Below are 14,807 nucleotides of genomic sequence, written 5' to 3'. Positions count from 1 at the left end.
CCTAACGGCGGATGAGCCATTGATGAAATACGCGTGTCACGATCGGCATCCAGAGGAAAACCACCAGAGCGACTACGGTGGCGTCATTGAGAAAGTGGCCGCTCAGCGTGCCGTTCAGTTGTGGCAACAGCTTGCCCCAGAACCAGGGCACCAGATTGGTGGAGGGGAAAATCACCAGCAGGGTGATCAAAAACTGTTTCCATTTGGCAGGCTGGCGGGTGGTGGCACTCGGCGGTGTGAACCAGAATTCCGCACCGGGCCGAATTTCAATGCTGTCGCTCTCCAGCAGCAGCGGTGAAACTTCCTCGATATAGCGTTTGCGCAGCGGTGAGTTCACCCACTGGGACAGATTGTCGAGGTTGTCAAAGCGCACCAGTATGGTGTAGGCCTGTTCATTACCGCTGGGGCGGATCACGTCAACGCCGAGATGACCGGCAAAGTTGGCGGCCTCGGGCATAATGCGTTTCAGCCAGGCCTCATAGGCCTGTTCCTGCCCGGGGGCCAAATGGTGAGTGATGACTAACGTGACATGCTGCGGGTGGGCCATAGGAACCGACTCCAAAGAAACCCCGGCGAAGTAGCCGGGGTTAAGGTTTATTTCGCCACGCGCGCCGGAGCGTGATGTACCATGGTGTAAGCGTAGTCAACGCCCATACCGTAAGCACCGCTGTGTTCGCGTACCAGTTCCATCACCGCGTCGTAAGTCTCTTTGCGCGCCCAGTCACGTTGATACTCCAGCAACACCTGTTGCCAGGTGACCGGGATGGCACCGGCTTGCACCATGCGATCGATAGAACGCTCATGCGCGTCAACCGAGGTGCCGCCGGAAGTATCGGTGACCACGTAAACTTCATAGCCGGCCTCGAGTGCCATCAGCGCCGGGAAAGTCAGGCATACTTCGGTCCACAGCGCGGAGATCACCAGTTTTTTACGGCCGGTGGCTTCAACCGCTTTCACAAAGGCGGCGTCTTCCCAGGAGTTCATCGAAGTACGTTCAATCGGGGTCATTTCAGGGTGAACCGCCAGCAATTCCGGCCAGATGTAGCCGCTAAAGCTTTCGGTTTCAACAGAGGTGAAAAGGGTAGGAACATTAAAAATCTTGCCGGCTTTGGCCAGACCAACCACGTTGTTTTTCAGCTGCTGGCGATCAATATTGGCCACGCCAAAAGCCATTTGTGGTTGGTGGTCAATGAAAATTAGCGCAGAGTTGTTTTTGTCAAGCAATTGAAATTTAGACATTATTTACCTTCCCAGTGATACTTCGGTTTAACAACGGGTGAATGTAACGCCGATAAACCGCATGGTAGGCAGGGGCCAATTTCAAAGATAGCGCAGAATTTTTGCCGTCTTGTTGAGTTTTTTTATACACGGAGGGGGAGCGATGAGATTAAACCTGGAAGCGTTGCTGATTTTGGATGCGCTCGACCGACACGGTTCCTTTGCGGCCGCGGCCGCAGTGCTGTTCAAAACGCCGTCGGCGCTGAGCTATATGGTGCAGAAACTGGAGAACGATCTCGATATCACCCTGCTGGATCGCTCCGGCCATCGGGCAAAATTTACCGATACCGGCAAGTTGATGTTGGAAAAGGGGCGGGTATTGTTGCGTGCCGCGCAGGATTTGGAGCAGCAGGCGCGCTATGTGGAAAACGGCTGGGAAAGTGAGATCACGCTCGGCATCGATGCTTCATTTCCATTTGAACGCCTGTTGCCGCTGATTGAAGAGTTCTACCAACACAATCACCATACCCGGCTGCGTTTTAGCCATGAAGTGCTGGCGGGATCCTGGGAGTCGCTGGTTTATGGCTGTGCGGATATTATTGTTGGCGCGATTTGCGAACCCCCGTCGCGGGTAGGCTATGCTTTTAGTCCGTTGGGGCGGTTGAACTACGTGTTTGCCGTAGCGCCGCAACACCCGCTGGCGACGATGGCGGAACCCTTGCCGAAGGCGGAGATCCGCCGGCATCGGGCGGTCGTGGTGCGTGATACTTCACGGGTAAATGCGCCGCAGAACCTGAATATTCTGGAAGAGCAGGACACCTTGACGGTATTCGGCTTCGACGCCAAGTTACGGGCGCAGCTCAGCGGCCTTGGCTGTGGTTACTTGCCACGTTACCTGGCCGAACCTTACCTGAAAAGTGGTGAACTGGTAGCGAAAAACGTCGAATCAGAGCGCTTTAGCGACGCCGCCTATTTTGGCTGGCGAGAGAACAACGCCGGGCTGGCGTCCCAATGGTGGCGTGAACGTTTACAACAATATGCCAATGCCGGGGAGGTGTACCCGGCACACTGATGTTGCGCTTAGTGCTCTGCCGAAAATGGCTAATCAGACCGAGTACGCGCTATTCCACAGTACGGTGCTGGATTTTGTTCCCTGATGCCGATGACTTACCGCATCGGATACCATGATGCGGTAAGCAAAGTGCGAGTTACAAAATACCCTTCTGCGCAAAGGTGATACGAGTGGCCTCATTGAGGTCAAGTTCACCTATCTTGTCGGGCTGGATCCAGGCAACTTCCTGAAACTCTTCATTGAAGGTGATCTGACGATTGGCACTCACGCAATCGAAGATCAGATACAGCATGTAGATTGGTTCTTTTGTCCCATCAGGATAAGTCTTGATACGAACATCATCCCTGAAAGTCCAGGGGGCAATATGGGTGATCTGCAGTGCATCACCCAATTCTTCCCTGATCTCACGACGGAGAGCTTCCTCCATCGTCTCTCCTGGCTCCATACCTCCGCCGGACAATGCCCACTGGCCGGGAAAAACACCGCGGTCATCGGCCATTTTACACAGTAAATACTCGCCATTATTTTCAATAATCGGGCAGACGATGATCCTTTGACGCATGTAACCTCCTGATGTGACGAATTTTTATTGCTAACGTGGGCAAAGGCTTTTCGACTCGGATCTTACCAGCAATCGCTGCTGGCGGACGGAGTTGAATTCAATGAACGCGCGATAATGGGAGCGCCATCAATAAAAGCGGCATAAATAGCTGATTTTTAACTTTGCTTTACCGCTTTCGTTATTTTGAGCGCCTCTGTTGCTCGCAGATACTGAGGAAAATCATCCACAGCGAGCCGCCGCATGTCCTCTGCCAAAAGCCACAGCCACTATTTGCATTCCGCCCAACGCAGCTGGATCCAGCAGCTTAACCAGCGCTGGTACTGGCGATGCGAACTGCCGACCTGGGGCATTATGGCGGCGGTCTACGGCGGTTGGTTGGGTGTGGTGCACTACTGGCACACGCTGGGGCCGTGGTTGGGGGCGCCGCTGCTGATTTTGCTGGCCACCTGGTATATGTCATTACAGCATGAATTGATCCACGGTCATCCGACGCGTTGGCCTCGCATCAATCAACTGTTTGGTCTGCTGCCGCTGGCAGTCTGGTATCCCTATGGGCTGTATCGCGATTCGCATATTCAGCATCACCGTAATGAACATCTGACCGACCCGCATGAAGATCCCGAAAGTTATTACTTTAGCCAGGCGCAGTGGCAGCGTTATCCCAGATTGTTTCCGTTGTTGGCCAAGGTGCGCAATACGCTGAGCGGGCGGATTGTATTTGGCCCGGCGCTGGATATCGTCGCGACAGGGGTTAATGCCTTGAAAGCGATTGCCGCCGGTGAATGGCGCACCCTGGTGATGTGGTTGGTGCACCTGCTGTTGTTGGCGGCGGTGCTGAATTGGCTGGAGCAGCATGGGATTGGGGCGGTGTTTTACCTGCTGGCGATCGGCTATCCAGCGTTGGCGCTGACCAAGGTGAGATCGTTTTTTGAGCATCGTGCCGTTGAAGCTCCGCAGGCACGTTCTATTATTAATGAGGCGGGTTGGCCGTGGCGGCTGCTGTTTCTCAATCTGAACTATCATTTAGTTCACCATGATCTCCCCGGCTTGCCGTGGTACGGTTTACGGCAGGCGTATCTGGCGGAGCGCAGTGCTTACCAGCAACGCAGTCAGGGATTTGTGGTGCAGGGCTATGGCCAATGGGTCAGTGAATATGCGTTTACCCCAGTCGCCGTTGAGGTTCATCCGTTTTACGCCGGCGAGTCGCCAAGGGAAGTACAGGGCGAAAATGAAGCCTGGCCGGCGGAGACATTTATTGTGCGATGGAAGCGCACGTCTCAGGATTTTCCAATCGATCTGGCCAAATAGCCGGAAAATACACAACAAGAGGAAAAAGTATGGCAATCACCCCATTACGTGGTCGTGTTTTCGCTTTGGCGCTGAGTTTGCTCGCCGCGAGCGTTGGTGTGGCGCAGGCGGCCGACACGGTGCGCGTGGGCTCTAAAATTGATACCGAAGGCTCGCTGCTGGGCAACATCATCGTGCAGGTGCTGGAATCCAACGGCATCAAAACCACCAACAAATTACAGCTCGGCACCACCAAGGTGCTGCGCGGGGCGATCACCTCCGGCGAAATTGACATCTACCCGGAATACACCGGTAACGGCGCATTTTTCTTCTCTGATGAAAAAGACCCTGCGTGGAAGAACGCCCAGGCCGGGTTCGAGAAGGTCAAAAAACTCGATTACGACAAGAACAAAATTGTCTGGCTGGATGCCTCGCCGGCCAACAATACCTGGACTATAGCCATCCGTCAGGACGTGGCGGACGCCAACCACCTGAAAACGCTGGCTGACCTGGGCAAGTGGATCAACGGCGGCGGCAAGTTCAAGCTGGCGGCCTCGGCGGAGTTTATCGAACGCCCGGACGCCTTGCCGGCATTCCAGAATGCCTATGGTTTTAAGCTTAATCAGGACCAGTTGCTGTCGTTGGCCGGCGGTGACACGGCGGTGACCATCAAAGCCGCGGCGGAGCAAACCTCCGGCGTGAATGCGGCCATGGCTTACGGCACCGATGGCCCGGTAGCGGCATTGGGGCTGCAAACCCTGGAAGATCCAAAAGGGGTGCAGCCGATTTATGCACCGGCACCGATTATTCGTGAGGCCGCGCTGAAACAGCACGCCAATATCGCCGAATTGCTGAAACCGGTATTTGCCTCGCTGGACGGCCCGACGCTGCAAAAACTCAATGCGCAGATCGCGGTGGAAGGTCAGGATGCCAAACAGGTTGCGGCTGCTTATCTGAAAGAAAAAGGATGGGTTAAGGGATAGCGCTGATGCTCCCCCTTTCCCTGTGGGAGAGGGGGAGAACAGGGCCCATTGACTATGGAGCCGGAGAGTTTCTTTGATTATTGCCGTAAAAAACCGCGTATTACTGACGCTGCTTATTCTGTTGCTGCTGGCCGCATTGGGTCTGCCGTTCCTCAGTTATGCCCCCAATCGCCTGCTGTCGGGCAAGAGTATTTCCCTGATTTCTCTGTTGCACGGCCCGGCGCTGTGGTTGTTGGCGCCCCTGCTGGTGCTGGCGGTGCTCAGCCTGTTGGCGCCGCTCAGGCGCAATGCTCTCCTGACTGTTTTAGCGGCTTCGGCATTGCTGACGCTCACCTTCTGGCTAAGCGGACATGCCGCCCAACAGTTGGCGCAGGAAGGTTCCAAGCTGGCGCGCACCTCCTGGGGCAGCGGGTGTTGGTTGATATTGGCGTTAAGCCTGCTGATGGCCGCCGACGCCATGACCCGTATCACCCCCTCACATTTATGGCGCATGCTCGGCAATCTGCTGGTGATACTGCCGGCGCTGGTGCTGTTGTTCGGCCATCAGTTGGATCAACTTTCGCTGCTGAAAGAGTATTACAACCGGCAGGACGTGTTTGATGCCGCGCTGTTGCAGCACCTGACGATTCTGCTGGCGACGTTGGTGCCGACGTTGTTGATTGGCGTACCGCTCGGGGTGCTGTGTTTTCGTTCGTCCCGTTGGCAAACGCCGATTTTTTCCACGCTGAACATTATCCAGACCGTGCCGTCGATTGCGTTGTTCGGCCTGCTGATCGCGCCGCTGGCCGGGTTGGCAAAGGCGGTGCCTTGGTTGGCGGAACAGGGTGTCAGCGGTATTGGCATGGCACCGGCGATAGTCGCCTTGGTGCTGTATGCCCTGTTGCCGCTGGTACGCAGCGTGGTGGCCGGGTTGCAGAGCGTGCCTGCCAGCGTGATCGAGTCCGCCAGTGGCATGGGGCTGACGCGCGGGCAGATTTTCTTTCGCGTGCAGTTGCCGCTGGCGTTGCCGTTGTTCCTGACCGGCGTGCGTATTCTGGCGGTACAGACCGTGGGTATGGCGGTGGTGGCGGCGCTGATTGGCGCCGGAGGCTTTGGCGCCATCGTCTTCCAGGGCCTGCTGAGCAGTGCGCTGGATCTGGTACTGCTGGGCGTGATCCCGGTGATCGTGATGGCGGTTATCGTCGATTCGCTGTTTAAATTTATGGTTTCAATTTTGGAAGTGTCACGCCGATGATTCAGTTTAATCAGGTCAGCAAGATTTTTCAGGGCAAGCCGGCGGTGGACGATCTTACGCTGCAGATTGCCAAGGGCGAATTTGCCGTACTGATCGGCACCTCCGGCTCCGGTAAGTCCACCACCTTAAAAATGATCAACCGACTGATCGAACACGATCAGGGCAAAATTTACTTTGCCGACGAAGAGATCCAAAAATTCAAACCGCAGGATCTGCGGCGCCGCATGGGCTACGCCATACAGTCGATCGGCCTGTTTCCGCACTGGACGGTGGAGGAAAATATTGCCACCGTGCCGCAACTGCTGAAATGGCCGCGTGCACGCATTCGCGATCGGGTGACTGAACTGTTGGAACTGTTGCACCTGGAGCCGGAACTGTTCCGGCACCGTTACCCGCACCAGCTTTCCGGCGGGCAGCAGCAGCGGGTAGGGGTGGCGCGCGCGTTGGCGGCCGATCCGGAAGTATTGCTGATGGACGAACCCTTTGGCGCTCTCGACCCGGTGACCCGTACGGCGCTGCAGACGGAGATTGCGCGCATTCATCATCTCTCCGGGCGCACCATCGTACTGGTAACGCATGACATTGATGAAGCGCTGGCGCTGGCGGACCGCATCGTGCTGCTCGACCAGGGGCGTATTGTGCAGCAAGGTACGCCCCTGGAGTTATTGACCGCGCCGGCTAACGATTTTGTCCGTGATTTCTTTGGCCGAAGCGATCGCGGCATCAAGCTGTTGTCGCTGGGCACGGTGGCGGAACGGGTGCGTCCTGGCCATGCGGAAGGTGAACCGATCGCCGCCGCCATGAACCTGCGTGAAGCGCTGTCGGTGTTTGTGGCTCGCGGCAGCGAATGCTTGCCGGTGGTGGGTGAGCAAGGGGAGGCTCTCGGCGTATTGCATTTCAACGATCTGATTGCCCAAAAGGCGCTGTCATGAGTGCGCCTCAGGCCCTGCGCTGGCTGCGCGATCCGCTGCCCTGGACCTGTGCCCTGTTGTTGGCGCTGGTGTTTGGCATGACTCATTTACAGGGGTTGTTTGCCGCCTGGTTCCCCGAGCTGGAACGGCCGGTGTACCAACAGGACAGTTTTATCTCACTGGTTTGGGCGCATCTGTTGTTGGTGGCGGTCTCCAGCCTGATTGCCGTGGTGGTGGGGGTTGCGGCCGGGATCGGCGTAACGCGCCGTGCCGGCAAGGAGTTCCGTTCGCTGGTGGAAACCGTGGTGGCCGTTGGTCAGACTTTCCCACCTGTGGCGGTGTTGGCGGTGGCGGTACCGGTGATGGGCTTTAGCGAACAGCCGGCGATCATTGCGCTGGTGCTTTACGGTTTGCTGCCGATCCTGCAGGGCACGCTGGCGGGCATTGAATCAGTGCCCAGCGCCATCCGCGAGGTTGCACAGGGGGTGGGAATGAGTACCAGGCAGATCCTGTGGCGCGTTGAACTGCCGCTGGCGGCGCCGGTGATTGTCGCCGGCATTCGTACCTCGGTGATCATCAATATCGGCACGGCGGCGATCGCTTCCACCGTAGGTACCAAAACGCTCGGCTCGCCGATTATTATTGGTCTGAGCGGGTTTAATACCGCCTACGTGATCCAGGGCGCGGTGATAGTGGCGCTGCTGGCGATCATCACCGATATGCTGTTTGAGCGCTGGGTGCGCCATCTCACTGCCTGGCGTCAGCAGACGCTGGTGGCTTCTTCTGCGGGGTAAGGGAATAGGATGCAAGTATCTTTGCCGATGTACGGCGTGACTCACCAACCGGCCGAGTCCTTCTGGCAGGTGTTGCGAGGCAAATTGCTGAAGTTGGGCTTGCCGCAACTGCCCGAACGGCTCATCTGGCCGCAAGATTTGGCTCAGCACTGGCAGCAGAATGATTTATTGCTCAGCCAGACTTGCGGTTATCCGCTGGTCAGCAGCCTGCCGCAGGTGCAGTTGATCGGCACTTATCACTACCGCGTCGAGGGCTGTGAAGGCCCGAATTACCGCAGTTGGTTGGTGGTACGTGACGATGAGCCCGGTGAACGACTGGAGGATTTTCGCGGCCGGATCGCGGCCTATAACAGCACCGACTCTCAGTCAGGGCATAACAGCCTGCGCGCGCTGATCGCGCCATTGGCGCAGAACGGTAAATTCTTCAGCGCTGCTGTCGCCTCCGGTGCGCATTATCAGTCGCTCAGGTTGATCAAAAATCGGCAGGCGGATATTGCCGCCGTCGACTGCGTCAGCCTGGAACTGTTAAAACGGATGCAACCGCAGGCGCTGGCGGGGCTGAAAATCATTGGGCAAACGGCCGGCGTCCCGGGGCTACCTCTGATTACCTCGGCGCAGACTCCGCCGGAACAGCTGGAAATATTGCGTGCCGGGGCGCGGGCGATGTTGGGCGAAGCGGTAAGCGACAGCCTGTTGATCGGCGATTTCAGCCTGGTGCCGCGTTCGGCATACCAAAAAATCACCGAGCTGGAGCAACAGGCTGCCGCGTACGGAGTGACGGCGTTGTAAGGCTACGGCAGCCCATCGCTGTCAGTGTGCTTTAACGGGTTTCAGGCGGCACTAAAACGGGCATTTAATTTCTGGTCAACAATGATCTCAAAGTCGGTAAACAAGGCTTTGGGTTTGACCGTTCGGCCGCTTTTTTCCAGCGATACCAGACCATGGCCGCTAAGCGTTTTCAGCGTGGCGGAAAGATTGCTTATTTGCCGGCCGGAGAGTTCCGCCAATCGGCTCATGGTTTCCGGTTTTTCCGTATCAATCATCCGCAGCAAGGCGATATTTTCATTGCTGAGTACCTGGGCCAAAGCAATCATTGAGGTGAACCAGACCTGCGGCTCACGCTCTTGTGGCTGGTATTCGCCTTTTGCAATCGCCAGTATCCGTTTGCGGATCAACTCTTCAGGCATTACGCCAATCAGTGCTTTCATCTTCAACCTCGGTTTTCTCTCTCGCTGATGACTTCATCGATTTTAGTGAAGAAATCTTCCACCAACTGAAAAACGGAATGAAACTCATAGGGGGAGCCTTTATCCGTGGGCGTTTGATGTTGGTGGTCGTAAAATATTCGGCCCGAAAATAGACCTCTTCGAGGCACTTTAATGGCATGGGCATTGTCGATGCCAAACACTCGGGTGTTGTATTTGTCATGTAACGTCATGTTGTAGCGTATGCCATGGGGAATGAAAGCCGTTTTGGTTACCTTCCATGCTTCTATTTTCCACCAGTAGCCATCTTCACGGTTTACCCGAGTGCCATGAAGGCTAAGGATGTAGTCCAGTCCATTGCTTGCATCCATTTTCAGTGCTCCAGAAAGTTATGATCTAACCATAACTCTTGTTCGCGTCAGGATCAATGCAATTTGATGGCAGAGGTCGGCAGCCAGGTAAGGTAAGGTTTTGCATGCAGAATGGATTTGGGCGTAGAAATCCTGGCTCGCCTGTGGCCGGCGAGCAGCGAATATCCCCCCCGCGGTGGCGGAGGAAAAAGGGGAGTGACTATCGCAATGAGGAAACGGCGCGGATCAGGCCACAGCAGTGCTTTTTACAACAACACTGCCAGCGGCGGATGAGGTATCACTTGGCTTGAATGCTCTGCGCCGGAGTGGCGGTGGCAGCGGCTTCGTTGGACGTAGAGGTTTCTTCTTGCGGCGTGGTAGAACGGGTGTACATATTCAGCCCGGCCAGGAATACGCCGCCGAGTGAGCCAAAGGCACACAGAAAGATAACGATAATGAACGATTTTTTCAGCATTGGGATGATTTCGCAGGTTGCCCGGAACAGCGGGAATTATAGTCTCTTTGCCAAGTGAAACAAGAATCGTTTTGAATGGCGGCCCACAGACCGCCATTTTGGTCACTCTTTAATGCTGCTGCTCGGTTGAACTTTGGCAGGGCGCGCAAACAGGAATTTGCCCAGCGTCACCAGCACTACCGCCGCGACAATAATCACCAGTGCCGCCCATTCACGTGGCGCCAGCGACTCACCGGCGAAACCGATGCCAAGCAGCACCGCTACCACCGGGTTGACGTAGGCATAACTGGTCGCCACCGCCGGACGGACGTTTTTCAGCAAAAACATGTAGGCGCTGATCGCCAGCATGGAGCCGAAAATAATCAGGTATCCGAGTGCGAAGAAGCCTTTGGTGCTGGGCATCTGTGTCAGGCGTTCGCCGCTGACCTGGCTGACGACCAGCAGGACTACGCCGGCGACCAGCATTTCCGCAGCCCCGGCCATCGGCCCGGCGGGCAGCGAAATCCGTGACCCCAACACCGAGCCAAAGGCCCAACTGGCAGAGGCCAGCAGGATCAGCAGCGCACCGGTAGGGTTGCCAACCAGGTTATTGCCGGTATTCAGCAGCACGATCCCCACCAACCCCAGCGCAATGCCGGCCCACTCCAACCTGGTATTGCGCATCCCCCAAAACAGGCTGAAGCACAGCGTGAACAGCGGCACCGTCGCGACCATGACGGCGGCAATGCCGGAAGGCACGTGCTGGTGTTCCGCCACGGTGACCAGACCATTCCCCACCGCCAGCAGCAAAATGCCAATGGTACCGGCGGCCAACCACTGTTTGGGGGTAGGCAATGCATGGCCGCGCAGCGCTAAAAAGCTGAACAGCACAATGCCGGCGACCAGAAAACGGATCCCGGCCATCATCAGCGGCGGCCAACTCTCTACGCCCAGACGAATAACGAAGTAGGTAGAACCCCAGACAATATATAACGTGAACAGCGCCCCGATTAACGGCAGGACGTTACGGCTACTTTGGCTCAGCATGGATTATTATTCTGCAGGGAGATTATTATTAGAGGACTCAGTAAACTCGATCGGACAGAGGATAAGCAACGCTTTTCAGTACTTTTTTAAGCAGGCAACGGGCCGGCGAGCCGGTGATGATACACCGGGTGACGCCAGCCAGCAGGATGCCTTGCGCCGGGTGTCGGTTACAGCAGCGAAATACGGTAGGCACAGCGGCGTGCACCGGCCAGGATATGTTCGGAACGTTCAACCTGCGCCTGCAGCACCTCGGTGAAAATGCTCAGTTCCGCACGACAGAATCCCTGACAAACGGTGGCGGCTGCACAGATCGGGCAGTGGTTCTCTACCAGCAGGAAGGAGCCGTCTTCCTGAGTTCGGCATTCGGCCATGTAGCCTTCGCGGCAGCGAATGGCCGTCAGGCGTGCGACGCGTTCCTGCAAGTCGGTGGCACCGACCATCGCCTGTTTGTAATTAATCCGCGTTTCCTGCTCGCGGGTGTCGATCAACAACTCGATCGCCTGTTCACCCAGCTTGTCGCGTACGGTGCGCAGCAATTGCACCGTCAATTCCGAATGGGTATCCGGAAAGCGTGCATTGCCGGCGGCGGTCAGGTGCCAGAGCTGCACCGGTCGGCCGACGCCACGGGTTTCCGCCACGGATTCCACCAAGCCATCTTTGGCCAGCTTGACGAACTGCTGGCGTGCGGCTTCACCGGTGGTGCCAAGGACTTTTCCTGCATCAGACGCTTGTTGCGGGCCGCGGGTTTTTAATAGTGTCAGCAAACGGTCACTGACCGATTGTGCGGGACTACCGCCATTTTCCAAGTTTATTCTTGACATATTTCTCCGCCTCGCCCTACCATTATTCCAAGTCAACTCTTGTTAAATTTAACGCAATATCACGATTAACTCAATGCCATTCCTCTGAAAACAGGACGACAACTGTGATAACCCACGATGATAGCCGCTGGTCCGACTTATTTTCCGGCAAAAATGGCGCCAGTGCGATCGCGCTCTCACTCGGCGTCGCGTTGCATGCGATCAATATTCTGGTTGCCACCACCATTCTGCCCTCGGTGGTACAGGATATCGGCGGCTTGAATCTGTATGCCTGGAACACCACGCTGTTTGTGGTGGCGTCCATTCTGGGGTCGGCGCTATCCGCGCGCTTGCTCAGTGGTTACGGGGCTCGCAGTGCTTATTTGGTGGCGTCGCTGTTCTTTATCGCCGGGGCCATGCTGTGTGCATTGGCGCCGTCGATGCCGGTGATGTTGATTGGCCGAACCGTGCAGGGGTTCGGTGGCGGGCTGATTTTCGCGCTTTCGTACGCCATGATCAATCTGGTGTTTGAGCAAAAGCTGTGGCCGCGGGCGATGGCGCTGATTTCGGCGATGTGGGGCATCGCGACCCTGGTGGGCCCGGCGGTGGGCGGTATTTTTGCCGAGCTGGACGCCTGGCGCTGGGCCTTTGGTATCCTGTTGCCGATCATGGTGCTGTACGCCGGGTTCACCTATATGATCCTGCCGAAAGGCAAACCACAACAGCAGGCGGCGGCGCTGCCGGTAGCCCAGTTGCTATTGCTGACGCTGGCGGTGCTGGTGGTGTCTGCCGGCAGCCTGGCGGACAGCGCCTGGGTCAATTTAGGCGGCATCGTATTGGCTGTGTTGATGATGGCCTGGCTGATACGGCGTGAAGCGCACTCCCGCGCTCGTCTGCTGCCAAAAGGGGCTTTACGCCGTGGTTCACCTTTGGCCTCGCTGTATATCACCGTCTCTTTGCTGGTAGTGGGCATGACCAGCGAAATCTTCGTGCCTTATTTCCTGCAAACGCTGCACGGTCAGTCACCGCTGATTTCCGGCTATATTGCGGCCACCATGGCGGCGGGATGGACGCTGTCGGAGATCCTCAGTTCGGGCTGGCGCAGCGCAGGCATCCGCCGGGCGATCATCAGTGGGCCGGTGTTTGTATTGGTGGGGTTGTTAGCGCTGGGCGCGTTGATGCCAATACCTTCTGGCGGGCATTGGGCGGGGCTGACGCCGATTGTGATTGCCCTGACGTTGGTGGGGTTTGGTATTGGCTTCGGTTGGCCGCACCTGTTGACGCGGATCCTGCAAGTCTCACCTGAGGCGGATAAGGATATTGCCGGGGCGTCGATCACCACGGTACAACTGTTTGCGACCGCCTTTGGTGCTGCCCTGGCCGGGATGATTGCTAATCTGGCGGGGCTGAACGTACCGGGTGGATCGGCGGGGGCGGCCTCTGCGGCGCGCTGGCTGTTCCTGTTGTTCGCATTGGCGCCGCTGCTGGCAGTCTTCAGCGCCTGGCGTTGTGCGGCGATTACCCCGCCGGCCGCTGCAACCGGCGATGCCGAAACCATCCTGCCGGATCTATCGCTTCCTGTCCCCATAGCGAGTGAATATGTTCGCCACGATTAATACCAACTTAGCCTGCTGATTTTTATGGTTTTGCAGGTTTCAGCTGAAAATGTGATTGACGAATCCCGTATTTGAGATTATTTCTCTTATATGGGATTTTTTGTATCAGAGGCCAAATAAAGAATGGATAACGCAGTGGACAGCGCCGACCTCCGGCTGGCGCAACGCTTGTCTGATTTACGTCAACAGCAGGGCTGGTCGCTGGAAGAGCTGGCGCAGCAAACCGGCATCAGCCGGGCAACGCTGTCGCGGGTGGAGCGCGCGGAAACCAGCCCGACCGCTTCGCTGTTGAACAAGCTGTGCGCGGCGTATGGGCTGACCATGTCGCGGCTGCTGAGCGAAGTTGAGGACGAACCGCCAGAGTTGCTGCATCGTGAGCAACAGACGGTGTGGGTAGATCGCGCCAGCGGTTTTCATCGCCGCTCGGTATCGCCGCCTGCCGCCCTCTATAAGGCGGAATTTATCGAAGGCACGCTTGAGGCCGGGGCCGTGATTGCCTACGACGCCCCTTCGGTACATGCGCTTGAGCATCATTTATGGCTGCTGGAAGGCCGGCTCGAACTGACGCTGGAGGCGCGAACCTTCCAGCTTAAACCGGGCGACTGTCTGCGCTATCGCTTGTTCGGCGCTTCAAAGTTTCATGCTCCCGGCCCCGAACCGGCCCATTACACCCTCGTTATCTGCAGGCCATAATCATGATTGAGATACAACAATTGAACGCGGATGCGGCACAAAGCGCGATCCCCGAACTGGCCGCGATGCTGCAAGCCAGTGTAGCCCAGGGGGCGAGTATCGGTTTTGTCATGCCGTTTAGCCTTGAGCAGGCGCAGGCGTTTTGGTGCCGCCTGTTACCGGCGATTGAGCGAGGAGAGCGGTTGCTGCTGGTGGCTCGGGATGCCGGGCGGGTGGTCGGTACGGTGCAATTGCTGCTGGATATGCCGGACAATGGCTGCCACCGGGCAGAGGTGCTGAAGCTGATGGTGCATCCGGATGCCCGCCGCCAGGGCATTGCCCGCGGCCTGATGCTACGGGTGCAGCAGGTGGCGGTTGAGCATCGGCGGCATTTACTGGTGCTGGATACCCTGACCGGCGACACGGCGGAAGGCCTGTATCGCCTGCTGGGTTTCCAACTGGCCGGCAGCATTCCGCAATACGCGCTCGCCAGCAATGGCAGTGCGCTGGATGCCACCAGTTATATGTATAAATTGCTGTAATTTTCCCCGTCGTCTTTCAAGCTGCAGCGTTGTTGGCTGCAACTCGAAATCCATAGGGTA

At 57.0% G+C, this 14,807-nt stretch carries 18 protein-coding genes; 10 read left to right on the top strand and 8 right to left on the bottom strand.

Features of this window, described 5'->3' with window-relative positions:
* Window position 1 precedes the first annotated feature (1 nt).
* Entirely contained in the window at window positions 2-547 is a 546-nt protein-coding gene (locus tag ACGS9J_RS10065; RefSeq protein ID WP_442230785.1) for an antibiotic biosynthesis monooxygenase, read from the bottom strand.
* A gap of 47 nt (window positions 548-594) precedes the next feature.
* Complete coding sequence (locus tag ACGS9J_RS10060) at window positions 595-1,239, bottom strand: hydrolase (protein WP_442230784.1); 645 nt, start codon at window positions 1,237-1,239, stop codon at window positions 595-597.
* A 142-nt stretch (window positions 1,240-1,381) separates the two neighbouring features.
* Here ACGS9J_RS10060 and ACGS9J_RS10055 point away from each other — a divergent pair, with 142 nt between their 5' ends.
* Window positions 1,382-2,290, top strand: a complete 909-nt coding sequence (locus ACGS9J_RS10055) for a LysR family transcriptional regulator (RefSeq protein ID WP_442230783.1) — start codon at window positions 1,382-1,384, stop codon at window positions 2,288-2,290.
* A gap of 136 nt (window positions 2,291-2,426) precedes the next feature.
* Here the strand turns inward: ACGS9J_RS10055 and nudI are convergent, their stop codons facing one another.
* Window positions 2,427-2,852 (bottom strand): nucleoside triphosphatase NudI, encoded by a 426-nt coding sequence (gene nudI / locus ACGS9J_RS10050; RefSeq protein WP_442230782.1) that lies wholly within the window; start codon window positions 2,850-2,852, stop codon window positions 2,427-2,429.
* Window positions 2,853-3,092: 240 nt separating this feature from the next.
* Here nudI and ACGS9J_RS10045 point away from each other — a divergent pair, with 240 nt between their 5' ends.
* The 6 genes from ACGS9J_RS10045 (at window position 3,093) to ACGS9J_RS10020 (ending at window position 8,850) form a co-directional block, all read left to right on the top strand.
* Entirely contained in the window at window positions 3,093-4,160 is a 1,068-nt protein-coding gene (locus ACGS9J_RS10045) for a fatty acid desaturase (RefSeq protein ID WP_442230781.1), read from the top strand.
* Window positions 4,161-4,189: 29 nt separating this feature from the next.
* Window positions 4,190-5,122 carry a glycine betaine ABC transporter substrate-binding protein OsmF gene (osmF, locus tag ACGS9J_RS10040; RefSeq protein ID WP_442230780.1) on the top strand — a complete coding sequence of 311 codons (933 nt, stop codon included), beginning with the start codon at window positions 4,190-4,192 and terminating at the stop codon, window positions 5,120-5,122.
* Between the two features lie 73 nt (window positions 5,123-5,195).
* A complete protein-coding gene (locus tag ACGS9J_RS10035; protein WP_442230779.1) occupies window positions 5,196-6,356 on the top strand; it encodes an ABC transporter permease in 1,161 nt (386 codons plus the stop codon).
* A complete protein-coding gene (locus tag ACGS9J_RS10030; protein ID WP_442230778.1) occupies window positions 6,353-7,288 on the top strand; it encodes an ABC transporter ATP-binding protein in 936 nt (311 codons plus the stop codon). The genes ACGS9J_RS10035 and ACGS9J_RS10030 overlap by 4 nt, the downstream gene beginning before the upstream one ends.
* Window positions 7,285-8,061 carry an ABC transporter permease gene (locus ACGS9J_RS10025; protein ID WP_442230777.1) on the top strand — a complete coding sequence of 259 codons (777 nt, stop codon included), beginning with the start codon at window positions 7,285-7,287 and terminating at the stop codon, window positions 8,059-8,061. The genes ACGS9J_RS10030 and ACGS9J_RS10025 overlap by 4 nt, the downstream gene beginning before the upstream one ends.
* Window positions 8,062-8,070: 9 nt before the next feature.
* Window positions 8,071-8,850 (top strand): phosphate/phosphite/phosphonate ABC transporter substrate-binding protein, encoded by a 780-nt coding sequence (locus tag ACGS9J_RS10020; protein WP_442230776.1) that lies wholly within the window; start codon window positions 8,071-8,073, stop codon window positions 8,848-8,850.
* 41 nt (window positions 8,851-8,891) lie between these two features.
* On the opposite strand, the gene ACGS9J_RS10015 is transcribed toward ACGS9J_RS10020, so the two are convergent.
* From ACGS9J_RS10015 to ACGS9J_RS09995, 5 genes are all read right to left on the bottom strand, one after another.
* Entirely contained in the window at window positions 8,892-9,269 is a 378-nt protein-coding gene (locus tag ACGS9J_RS10015; RefSeq protein ID WP_182821195.1) for an HVO_A0114 family putative DNA-binding protein, read from the bottom strand.
* 2 nt (window positions 9,270-9,271) lie between these two features.
* Entirely contained in the window at window positions 9,272-9,637 is a 366-nt protein-coding gene (locus ACGS9J_RS10010; protein WP_442230775.1) for a hypothetical protein, read from the bottom strand.
* Between the two features lie 277 nt (window positions 9,638-9,914).
* The gene (locus ACGS9J_RS10005) at window positions 9,915-10,091 is read right to left on the bottom strand and encodes a hypothetical protein (RefSeq protein ID WP_442230774.1); all 177 of its coding nucleotides are present in this window, start codon (window positions 10,089-10,091) and stop codon (window positions 9,915-9,917) included.
* A gap of 102 nt (window positions 10,092-10,193) precedes the next feature.
* Window positions 10,194-11,117, bottom strand: coding sequence for a drug/metabolite exporter YedA (gene yedA / locus ACGS9J_RS10000; protein ID WP_442230773.1), 924 nt, complete (start codon window positions 11,115-11,117; stop codon window positions 10,194-10,196).
* 167 nt (window positions 11,118-11,284) lie between these two features.
* A complete protein-coding gene (locus tag ACGS9J_RS09995) occupies window positions 11,285-11,938 on the bottom strand; it encodes a helix-turn-helix transcriptional regulator (RefSeq protein ID WP_442230772.1) in 654 nt (217 codons plus the stop codon).
* 104 nt (window positions 11,939-12,042) lie between these two features.
* On the opposite strand from ACGS9J_RS09995, the gene ACGS9J_RS09990 reads away from it, so the two are divergent.
* The 3 genes from ACGS9J_RS09990 to ACGS9J_RS09980 all read left to right on the top strand — a co-directional run bounded on the left by ACGS9J_RS09990 (window position 12,043) and on the right by ACGS9J_RS09980 (window position 14,747).
* A complete protein-coding gene (locus tag ACGS9J_RS09990; RefSeq protein WP_442230771.1) occupies window positions 12,043-13,533 on the top strand; it encodes an MFS transporter in 1,491 nt (496 codons plus the stop codon).
* 123 nt (window positions 13,534-13,656) lie between these two features.
* Entirely contained in the window at window positions 13,657-14,226 is a 570-nt protein-coding gene (locus ACGS9J_RS09985) for a helix-turn-helix domain-containing protein (protein WP_442230770.1), read from the top strand.
* 2 nt (window positions 14,227-14,228) lie between these two features.
* Window positions 14,229-14,747, top strand: coding sequence for a GNAT family N-acetyltransferase (locus tag ACGS9J_RS09980; RefSeq protein ID WP_442230769.1), 519 nt, complete (start codon window positions 14,229-14,231; stop codon window positions 14,745-14,747).
* The last annotated feature ends 60 nt before the right edge of the window (window positions 14,748-14,807 follow it).

It is taken from the genome of Serratia quinivorans (assembly GCF_052113645.1).
GTDB lineage: Bacteria > Pseudomonadota > Gammaproteobacteria > Enterobacterales > Enterobacteriaceae > Serratia > Serratia quinivorans_B.
Note: the sequence above shows the minus strand (reverse complement) of the source record. Positions and strands in the feature narration are given on the sequence as shown.

Bases quoted from the DNA above. Each gene is read 5' to 3' on its own strand.
- ACGS9J_RS10065 (WP_442230785.1), bottom strand. From the start codon at position 547: ATGGCCCACCCGCAGCATGTCACGTTAGTCATCACTCACCATTTGGCC.
- ACGS9J_RS10060 (WP_442230784.1), bottom strand. From the start codon at position 1,239: ATGTCTAAATTTCAATTGCTTGACAAAAACAACTCTGCGCTAATTTTC.
- ACGS9J_RS10055 (WP_442230783.1), top strand. From the start codon at position 1,382: ATGAGATTAAACCTGGAAGCGTTGCTGATTTTGGATGCGCTCGACCGA.
- nudI (WP_442230782.1), bottom strand. From the start codon at position 2,852: ATGCGTCAAAGGATCATCGTCTGCCCGATTATTGAAAATAATGGCGAG.
- ACGS9J_RS10045 (WP_442230781.1), top strand. From the start codon at position 3,093: ATGTCCTCTGCCAAAAGCCACAGCCACTATTTGCATTCCGCCCAACGC.
- osmF (WP_442230780.1), top strand. From the start codon at position 4,190: ATGGCAATCACCCCATTACGTGGTCGTGTTTTCGCTTTGGCGCTGAGT.
- ACGS9J_RS10030 (WP_442230778.1), top strand. From the start codon at position 6,353: ATGATTCAGTTTAATCAGGTCAGCAAGATTTTTCAGGGCAAGCCGGCG.
- ACGS9J_RS10025 (WP_442230777.1), top strand. From the start codon at position 7,285: ATGAGTGCGCCTCAGGCCCTGCGCTGGCTGCGCGATCCGCTGCCCTGG.
- ACGS9J_RS10020 (WP_442230776.1), top strand. From the start codon at position 8,071: ATGCAAGTATCTTTGCCGATGTACGGCGTGACTCACCAACCGGCCGAG.
- ACGS9J_RS10015 (WP_182821195.1), bottom strand. From the start codon at position 9,269: ATGAAAGCACTGATTGGCGTAATGCCTGAAGAGTTGATCCGCAAACGG.
- ACGS9J_RS10010 (WP_442230775.1), bottom strand. From the start codon at position 9,637: ATGGATGCAAGCAATGGACTGGACTACATCCTTAGCCTTCATGGCACT.
- ACGS9J_RS10005 (WP_442230774.1), bottom strand. From the start codon at position 10,091: ATGCTGAAAAAATCGTTCATTATCGTTATCTTTCTGTGTGCCTTTGGC.
- yedA (WP_442230773.1), bottom strand. From the start codon at position 11,117: ATGCTGAGCCAAAGTAGCCGTAACGTCCTGCCGTTAATCGGGGCGCTG.
- ACGS9J_RS09995 (WP_442230772.1), bottom strand. From the start codon at position 11,938: ATGTCAAGAATAAACTTGGAAAATGGCGGTAGTCCCGCACAATCGGTC.
- ACGS9J_RS09985 (WP_442230770.1), top strand. From the start codon at position 13,657: ATGGATAACGCAGTGGACAGCGCCGACCTCCGGCTGGCGCAACGCTTG.
- ACGS9J_RS09980 (WP_442230769.1), top strand. From the start codon at position 14,229: ATGATTGAGATACAACAATTGAACGCGGATGCGGCACAAAGCGCGATC.